Source organism: Synechococcus sp. R55.8 (assembly GCF_047461895.1).
In the GTDB taxonomy this organism is placed as follows: Bacteria; Cyanobacteriota; Cyanobacteriia; order Thermostichales; family Thermostichaceae; genus Thermostichus.
This window is the reverse complement of the sequence record NZ_JANSIB010000022.1, coordinates 20,115-28,629: the sequence shown is the minus strand read 5'-3', so window position 1 is coordinate 28,629 and position 8,515 is coordinate 20,115. Positions and strand designations below refer to the sequence as shown.

At 58.6% G+C, this 8,515-nt stretch carries 8 protein-coding genes and 1 tRNA gene; 7 read left to right on the top strand and 2 right to left on the bottom strand.

The window, feature by feature from the left end:
• Positions 1 to 426: 426 nt before the first annotated feature.
• The 3 genes from NW829_RS03850 to NW829_RS03840 all read left to right on the top strand — a co-directional run bounded on the left by NW829_RS03850 (position 427) and on the right by NW829_RS03840 (position 2,810).
• Positions 427 to 1,359: a COX15/CtaA family protein gene (locus NW829_RS03850; protein ID WP_414329307.1), complete on the top strand. Its 933-nt coding sequence runs from the start codon at positions 427 to 429 to the stop codon at positions 1,357 to 1,359.
• A gap of 53 nt (positions 1,360 to 1,412) precedes the next feature.
• Positions 1,413 to 2,405, top strand: a complete 993-nt coding sequence (locus tag NW829_RS03845) for a heme o synthase (RefSeq protein WP_414343262.1) — start codon at positions 1,413 to 1,415, stop codon at positions 2,403 to 2,405.
• Positions 2,406 to 2,552: 147 nt separating this feature from the next.
• Positions 2,553 to 2,810 carry a hypothetical protein gene (locus NW829_RS03840; RefSeq protein WP_414330173.1) on the top strand — a complete coding sequence of 86 codons (258 nt, stop codon included), beginning with the start codon at positions 2,553 to 2,555 and terminating at the stop codon, positions 2,808 to 2,810.
• A 386-nt stretch (positions 2,811 to 3,196) separates the two neighbouring features.
• Here the strand turns inward: NW829_RS03840 and NW829_RS03835 are convergent.
• Positions 3,197 to 3,269: transfer RNA gene (locus tag NW829_RS03835), tRNA-Ala, on the bottom strand.
• Positions 3,270 to 3,522: 253 nt separating this feature from the next.
• Between NW829_RS03835 and sppA the strand changes: the two genes are divergently transcribed.
• The 4 genes from sppA to pheA all read left to right on the top strand — a co-directional run bounded on the left by sppA (position 3,523) and on the right by pheA (position 7,432).
• Entirely contained in the window at positions 3,523 to 4,560 is a 1,038-nt protein-coding gene (gene sppA, locus NW829_RS03830; RefSeq protein ID WP_414351536.1) for a signal peptide peptidase SppA, read from the top strand.
• A gap of 44 nt (positions 4,561 to 4,604) precedes the next feature.
• On the top strand, positions 4,605 to 5,879 hold the full coding sequence (alr, locus tag NW829_RS03825; protein ID WP_414416470.1) for an alanine racemase: 1,275 nt from the start codon (positions 4,605 to 4,607) through the stop codon (positions 5,877 to 5,879).
• A gap of 184 nt (positions 5,880 to 6,063) precedes the next feature.
• Positions 6,064 to 6,432 (top strand): late competence development ComFB family protein, encoded by a 369-nt coding sequence (locus tag NW829_RS03820; RefSeq protein WP_414330167.1) that lies wholly within the window; start codon positions 6,064 to 6,066, stop codon positions 6,430 to 6,432.
• 13 nt (positions 6,433 to 6,445) lie between these two features.
• The gene (gene pheA / locus NW829_RS03815; RefSeq protein WP_414389260.1) at positions 6,446 to 7,432 is read left to right on the top strand and encodes a prephenate dehydratase; all 987 of its coding nucleotides are present in this window, start codon (positions 6,446 to 6,448) and stop codon (positions 7,430 to 7,432) included.
• Between the two features lie 256 nt (positions 7,433 to 7,688).
• Here the strand turns inward: pheA and NW829_RS03810 are convergent, their stop codons facing one another.
• The gene (locus tag NW829_RS03810) at positions 7,689 to 8,513 is read right to left on the bottom strand and encodes a sulfite exporter TauE/SafE family protein (protein WP_414416469.1); all 825 of its coding nucleotides are present in this window, start codon (positions 8,511 to 8,513) and stop codon (positions 7,689 to 7,691) included.
• Positions 8,514 to 8,515 lie beyond the last annotated feature (2 nt).

Here is an 8,515-nt window from a genome sequence, read left to right as displayed (position 1 = left end):
GCATTGTAGTCATTCCAAACGAGATTGAGACACTCCCGCTGCCGCCCAAACGCTTCGCGCCGCTGCCGCGACCCCTCTCCCAGGGGGAAAAGGATTGGTCTGCTGGCTTGACTTCCCAGAGGTGCCTAGGATTCGGAACACCTGTGCGCCGAGAAAGAAATTCTTAAAAAGCCTTCGCCAGCCACAAAACCGCATTTAGGATTGGCTTCGAGGAATAGTCAGCGAGTAACCTGCGTCTTTGTTTCCAGATGGCCTGATACCAAGCCGGCTAGGCTTTTTCAGCCCAGCCTCTTTTTCAGTGCAGATGCTCGAGCCGTCAGCCCAGTCTTTGCTATGCCTTCAACTGCAATGGATTCTTCGATCTTTCATCAATCCCAACCTTCTTCCCAGCGGAATCCTGTGCTCTCAGACAAGCTTTCCCTGCGTATGGGACAAGCCCTACTGGGGTTAGCATTGGCCACTTGGCTGCTGATGGGGTTAGGCAGTGCCACCCGCGTCATGAATGCTGGGCTGTCCTGTCCAGATTGGCCCCTTTGCTACGGGGCAATTGTGCCCAGCCAGCAGATGAACCTACAAGTCTTTTTGGAATGGTTTCACCGCATGGTGGCTTCTGGGGTAGGCTTGGCTACGCTGGTTCTGATGGGGTTTGCTTGGCTGAAGCGTCAGGCATTGCCCACTTGGCTGCCCTGGGGTTTGAGCTGGGCTTTTGTTCTGGTCTTGATGCAAGGGATCCTGGGTGGGCTGACGGTCACGGAGCTGCTGCGCTTTGATATTGTGACGGCCCACTTGGGCACGGGCCTGCTGTTCTTTGCCACTTTGCTCACCCTGGGATTACTGATCTGGACAAGAGCCGGTTCTAAGGACTCCATCCTGCCGCTGCGACTGGGTGAAGGGCCATTTTCCGTCGGCTACTTGCCTTGGCTGGGCTTGGGGGCGGTGCTGCTGGTGTATGTCCAGAGCCTTCTGGGCGCCTTGGTGGCCTCCCAATGGGCTTTGCATCAATGCTTTGCTGCCGGCGAGCTGTGCTGGGTGATGAATAGCCACTTGCTGGGGGTTGCTCCGGCCACCCTTGGGGTGTTGGCGGTAGCGGTGGCCACCGGGCTGCGGCGCAAGCGGATCCCCCGCCTTCTCAAGTTCTTGGGCCATGGGTCTGTTGGCCTGCTGTTGGCCCAGGTGGGGATCGGTGTTTTGACCTATCATTACCGGCTGCAGGTAGAACCCCTAACGGTGGCCCATCAGATGATGGGGGCAGCTTTGCTGGCCTGTCTGCTGGGTTTTACGGTGCTGGCCTGGCGAATGCGAACCCAGGGGGAAGAAGGCCAGTGGATGGCCATGACCGCAGAAATGACCGGTGAGTGAATTTCATGCAAGATAGCGTTTTAGTCGACCGTCAGGCTTCCTACCAGAACCCGATGGGGGGGATCCCCTCTGAGCAGAGCCCATGTGCTCTGGGGTGCGAGCGCCAGGCGCTTGTCCAGGTTTTGCGCAGCTACAGCCAGTTGGTGAAGCCCAAGATCATCGCCCTCTTGCTGATGACGACGGCTGGGGCCATGTGGATGGCAGGCAACACCGACCCGTTCAGGTTTTTCATCACCCTTTTGGGGGGAGGAATGGCGGCGGCGGCAGCCAACGTCATCAACATGGTGTATGACACCGATATCGATCGGATGATGGAGCGAACCCGCCATCGTCCCCTGCCTTCCGGTCGAATCCGGGCGCGGGATGCTCTGATTTTTTCGGGGATCCTGGCTTTGGCTGCCTTTGGGTTGTTGGCTATTTTCACCAACCTGCTGGCTGCCGGTTTGGCCATGTCGGGGATCCTGGTGTATGTGGGGGTCTATACCCACTGGCTGAAGCGTTCCAGCACGCAAAATATTGTCATCGGTGGAGCGGCAGGAGCGATCCCACCTTTGGTGGGCTGGGCAGCAACCACAGGCGAGCTCAGCTGGGCCGCGTGGGTGATGTTCGCCATCATCTTTTTGTGGACTCCACCCCACTTCTGGGCTTTGGCCATTCTGAAGCGGGAAGACTATGCCCGTGCCGGGGTGCCGATGCTGCCGGTGGTCGCGGGCGAAAGACTCACTGCCGCACAGATTTTGCTCTACGCGCTGCTGATGGTTCCGGTCAGCCTGTTGCTGGTTTACCCCTTAGGGATGCTGGGATCCTTTTATCTGAGCGTCGCGGCGCTGCTGGGATCCCTCTTGGTTTGGAAGGCGGTGCAGTTGCTGCAGGATCCCTGCAATCGAGATCGGGCGGCCTCGCTCTTCACGTTTGCCAACCTGTATCTGCTGCTGCTCTGTGGAGCCATGGGTCTGGATAGGTGGTCGTTGACCCACACCCTCTGGAGCCAGGCCACTGCGTCCCTCCAAGGGATTTACACCACCCTCATAGCGCTGGCCAGCTGACTTGCGCGAATGGGGGATCCCTGGGTTGATAACCCCCGTTGGCCAGCCGGTTTTTCCTCAAAATTGCGGCCCATTCTCAGAGAGTGACACTCCATACCGTGCAGGGTAGAATGAGCTGATCATTAGCCAAGCAAGACACACCCGGCCATGACCAATGAGGAAATTGAGACGCGGTTTGTCCAGTTGGCCGAAGCTGTGACCAGGGTGGCCAATACAGTTGCCCAGGTTACCGATGCTCAGCTTGCCTTGCAGACCCTTTCAGGGCGTCTCGCCGAAGTCGTCCTGGAGTTAAGGCAGGAAGTGCGAGAATTGCGGCAGCGGCAGGCCGAGTCGGATCAACGCTTTGAGGTTCTCCTTCAGGAAATCCGCTTCTTAATCCGCCGTCAGGGAGAGGGGCAAGCGTGAGTTGGGAAATCGCCTGGTGGAAGCCCCTGAGATAGGTCAGGATCCTCTCCGTGGAAAGGATGAAAACAGCGGAGGATCCCTTGCTGCCTAAGGTTTGCTCCCAAGCAGAATACTTTCATTATTTCAAACAGCAATGAAACGGCTTGCTGCGTCGATCCCTAACTCCCCTCTCCCAGGGGGAGAGAAGAAGCCCAGAAGCCTTGCTGGATAGGACTGTCTGGGCTTGGGGAGATGTTGCTGAACCGTTTCGCAACGCATAGTCACTTATCTCACCGTCAAGGTGAAACAAACAACCGCTTGCTTCCTGCTAAGGCCTCCGGCCCGCTAGCGCAAGCAGTAGAAATAGATGGTAATAGAAGCCACGACTGCTATCGGCCCTCTGGGGATGGAGCTTAGCGGACTTGAACCGCTGACCCCTTCAATGCCATTGAAGTGCTCTACCAACTGAGCTAAAGCCCCAATCACTTGGCTTCGAGCCAGAATCCCGCTCAAGGATCCTACCCTCTACTCCAGCTTACACTGGCAACCTGCAGAAGATGCCTCAGCGGTAAAAAACGCTGGAACCTGATCGTAAATAAGTGGAGGATCCTTGTCAATAGCTTGGATGGCTCAACCGAGATGAGGAGTTTGCTTGGTTCTCAGCCTTTTGGTGTCAGACGTTGCGAGAAGCCCGCGGGGTGGTAGAACGGAGTCAGTGGCAATTGAGGGGCCTGTGACACAAGAAACTCAGCTTAACCGCATTTTGGCGGCTTCTTTGCTGGTCGTCTGCCTTATTGCGGCCATTGTCGGGGGCACGCGCCCTGCCCCAGAGCCTACCCGAGGCGGGGTTGGCCTAGAGGCCGCACGGGGGGCGGATCGCATCGAGGTGGTCACCCTGGAAGGAACGATAGGCGGCCCAGGGGGTTCGACTTTGGTAGGCCTGCCCACTTCTCCTGTGGAACAGTTGCGGGAGGCAGCACGGGATCCCTCTGTCAAGGCTGTATTGCTGCGCATCAACAGTCCCGGCGGAGCTGTGGGATCCAGCCAGGAACTCTACCGTGCCGTAACTGCTCTGCACGAGGCGGACAAGCCGGTGATCGCTATCCTAGAAAACATTGCTGCCAGTGGGGGGTACTACGTGGCCAGCGCTGCCGACAAAATCTATGCCAACCCCGGCACCCTGACCGGCAGCATAGGGGTTATCATCAGCGGCCTCAGCTTTGGTAAGCTGCTGGAAAACTACGGGATAGAGCCGCAGACCTTCAAAACCGGCGAGTACAAAGACCTTCTCTCTCCTTTCCGCAGTGCCACTCCTCAAGAGCAGCGCCTTCTGCAAAACTTGGTGGAGGATACCCTCGAGCAGTTCATTCGCGATGTGGCCCAAGGACGCCAGCACTTGCCAGAGAAGGCAGATGAGGTGCTGGAGGCGGAGATGATCGCGCGGCGGCAGAGCTTGGATGAAGCCCGGGTGCGACAGTTGGCCGATGGGCGCATCTTCACCGGGGCACAGGCTGTGGAGGTGGGCTTGGTGGATGCTTTGGGGGGCTACACCGAAGCGGTGGAGGATCTGCGGCGCATGACCGGGGATCCCTCTTTGTCGCCGGCGGGTGAGGGAGAGGGCTTCCAACGAGTCCTGCGACGCCTGTTAAGCCAAGGACTGTCCTCGCAAAGGCAAGCCGCTTGGCTGGGCCGGCTGTTGGAGAGCAACGAGGCTGTTGGGATCCCAGACGTGCCGTTGCTGTGGATGGCGCCGGAGTGGACTTTGCGCTAAACCTAAATCTAATCAGGACGGGTTTTGGGTGTGGGGGGTGAACGGTGAATCGAGAACCGGTCGCGCCGGCGGCGCAGGGCACTTTGAGAGCGGCTGCTCCGGGGGTGCAGGGCAATACTTGGAGAGAGGGATCCCAGAAGGCCAATTCCTTGGCGGAGCTGGATTGGGCCATCGACCTGGAGCTGTTGACCAGTCGGGCTTGGGTGGAAATTGACGCAGCCCAGCTGCGAGAAAACCTGCGGCTGTTGCAGAGGCGCCTAGGCTCAAACGTCGAGATCTGGGCGGTGGTGAAGGCCAATGCTTACGGGCATGGGGCGCAGTTGGTGGCTCCCGTGGCTGTTGCGGCTGGGGCCAAGGGGCTGTGTGTGGCCACCCTGGCCGAAGGGATCGAGTTGCGGCAAACGGGGCTGCAGGCTCCGATTCTGGTGTTGGGAGCTTTGAATACCTGGGCAGAACTACAGCAGGCCATGGCAGCCCGGTTGGAGGTCAGCCTCACCTGTGCAGAGCAAATCCCGCTGATGCGCCAGGTAGCCCGTTGGGCCGGGCGACCCATCCCGGTGCATGTCAACGTGGATACGGGTATGACCCGTTTGGGGATCCCCTGGAAGGAAGCTGCAGCCGTGTGGGGGCAGATTTGTCGGATCCCGGAGCTGGAAGGCTGTAGCTTGTTTTCCCATTTGGCGACGGCGGACGAGCCCCATTCTCCGGTCATGGAACAGCAGCACGCCCGCTTTGCCCAGGTGGTGGAACAGATCCGCCAAGCCGGGGATCCCTTGCCGGCGCTGCATCTGGACAACTCAGCCGCCGCTCTGGCCCATCTCCACTACTCCCGTGTGCGCCTGGGACTGGCCCTCTATGGCTTGTCGCCTGCCCCCCACTTGCAACTGCCGGGTCTGCAGCCGATTCTGCGACTCAAGGCGCGGCTGACCCACATCCAAACTGTGCCTGCTCAAACTGGCGTGAGCTATGGGCATCACTACATCACCTCTCGCCCCAGTCGCATTGCCACTCTGGCCATCGGCTATGCGGATGGGATCCCACGGCGGCTTTCCGGCTGGCTGCGAGGATGGGTGCGCGGCGGCTTGATCCAACAGGTGGGCACAATCACGATGGATCAATGTATGTGGGATGTAACCGAGAGGCCGGATATCCAGGTGGGGGATGTGGTGGAGCTGCTGGGCCCCAATCTGGCAAATGCGGGTTTATCTGTGCAGGATTGGGCCGATCAGTTGGGTACTATTTCCTATGAGTTGCTGTGTGGACTTTCTGCCCGTCTGCCAAGAGTGTTGGTTAATTCTCTGGGTTTTGATGATGCCTGACACGACAGATTGGATTGCCTCAAGCACGGATAGGAGCGGGCCAGAGGCTGTTCGCGTCGGCAGCAGAGGGCTTGACTTGACGTGTCAACAGAGAGTAGAGCAGCATCGAAGGTAATCGAGAGCACTCCTGCTCCCTGAAAGACAGGGACTTGGCGGCGGATTCGGTTCCCATTGGGAGGTAGCGATGGCGGAGCAACATAAGCCTCTGAAGAGCCTGGAAAATCAAATGGAACGGGCTGTTCTGGAGATGGTCAATGAAATCCTGCTGATGGAGAGTCAACAGCGCTACTGCTTCTGCGAGAAATTCTGTAACGATGCTGCCGCCCTGGCTTTGAACAACCTCCAGCCTCGATACGCCACCAGTTTTCACGGCTCTCTCCGAACTTTAGAAGCCATTCAAGCGGATCAGGAGTTGCAGAGGCTGATCCGGTTGGAGGTGGTGAAGGCCATGGACAAGGTGGCGGCCAATCCCCGTTGCCCGGAGCCTGAATGTCCTTTGCTGCTGCGCGACGCCGAGACGATAGAGTTAGAACTGGCCCCTAGCGACAATTGAAGGAATGGCTCTGATGGAGCTGCGCTCCGCTGGCGCGAACGTTTCCCCTTCGCCGGTGGCCTTTCTTGGCCCTGCTGGAACCTACACAGAGTTGGCAGCTTTGCTGGCCTGCCCTGAGCAGCCTCACCTGCACAGCCAGGGATCCCATCCCTTGGTGCCCTACCCAACGATCAGCGCCTGTCTAGAGGCGGTAGCTGCCGGCCAGCAACAATGGGCGGTGGTGCCGGTGGAAAACTCGGTGGAGGGGGGGGTCTCGATGACCTTGGATGCCCTGTGGCAACTGGAGGGGCTAGGGATCCGGCAGGCGCTGATCCTGCCCATTCGCCATGCCCTCATCGGACGTGCCTCGCGGTTGGAGCAAATTGAGCAGGTCTACTCCCACCCGCAAGCTTTGGCCCAATGTCAGGCTTGGCTGAGATCCCATCTGCCCCAGGCCACTTTGATCCCAACCCGCTCGACCACCGAAGAATTGGATCGCCTGCAGGAGCAGCCCAGCGCCGCCGTCATCGCCTCAGAACGAGCTGCCACCCTCTACCAACTGCCGGTCTTGGCCTGCCCGATCAACGATCACCCCGACAATTGCACTCGCTTTTGGGTTATTGGCCGTGCGCCGCTCTCGCGTTCCGGTCAACAGGGTGAAACCTCTGCCGATCCTGCTTCTCCGGGGGGATCCCATACTTCCTTAGCCTTCAGCCTCCCCCACAACGTGCCGGGAGCGCTGCTGAAACCTCTGCAAGTGTTTGCGGAGCGAGGCCTGAATATGTCTCGCATTGAGTCGCGCCCCACCAAAAAATCGGCAGGGACGTATGTCTTTTTTGTCGATTTGGAGAACCCTATCGGCCAACCCTATTTGGATGCCGAGGTGGTTGCGGCGCTGGAATCAATTGCTGAAACCTTGAAGCTCTTCGGCAGCTACCCTGTGCATGACCTCTGCAAACAAGGGGATCTATCCCAAGTAGCAAAAGCCCTGCCCTCTGAGGGGAAAGCGCGTCCAGCGTAGCCAAGTCTTTCAAACCGTTGAATCCATCTGAGTCATCAGGCCCGAAAGCTGGGAGCGACACCCGATAGAGTCATTTCAGGTTAGGGTGAGACGCCTGGGCTGCTGATCGCGCCAGCGGGACGGAGTCCTTGAAAAGCCTTCTGGATCAGTGCATGCAACATTTTGGGTTTGAGTTCAGTGTCCCAGTTTAAATCCAAATGACCGTAGCTTGGAACCAGGACTGCTGTCCCGAGCACTGGGGCAGACCAGGATCACTTCACAGAGCTCGATAACCTTGCCAGGCTTGCCAAAAAATGTAAAGAGAAAGAATGGCCAGGAAGCCCCGAAACAACAGACTGACGGTTTCATCGGGCAATTTGGGCAGGGTGCGTGTGCTGATCTGTACACCGATTAACCCCCCTGTGCCCAAGATTAAACCTGGGATCCAGAGCACATTCTGGTGGATGGTGCCGTCCCCGAACCCCAGGCCATTCCAGATCCAATCGCTGAGGCCCGCATGGCTGGCGGTGGCAGCAACTGCTGTGATTACAATGGCCCCCAGACTGGTCTGAATCGCCACTTTGATCGTCTCTTTCAGCAGCAGGATCTGCATTGGCACCAGGATCACCCCACCGCCGATGCCAAACAGCCCGGCCAACAAACCGGCAGCGCCACCGGTCAGGGCGCGGGCTAACCAGGGAGACATCTGTCCTGAGGACTTCGCACCACTGTCGCGAACAGCAGCAGGCGGGAACTCTGTCTCCAGGGCTTGGGTGGCCACCTTTTTGCGCAGCTCCACCAGATAAGTGTTGGCCAGCAGCAACACCCCGAAGGCTGTCAACAGCAGGTAGCTGGGAAGGCGACTGGCGATGATCGCCCCCACTTGGGCCGTAAGCAATGCGGGGATCCCCAGCAGGATCACCCGTTTCAGATCCAGCATGCCCATCCGCCAGTTTTGGATGCTGCCTGCAATCGAGGTCATAACGATGGAAAGGTTGCTGGTGGCTGCAGCTTGAACCGGTGGTATCCCCAAGCTGACCTGTAAGGGCACCAGGATCGTTCCACCGCCAATGCCCAGAACCCCGGCTAGGATCCCTGCCACCA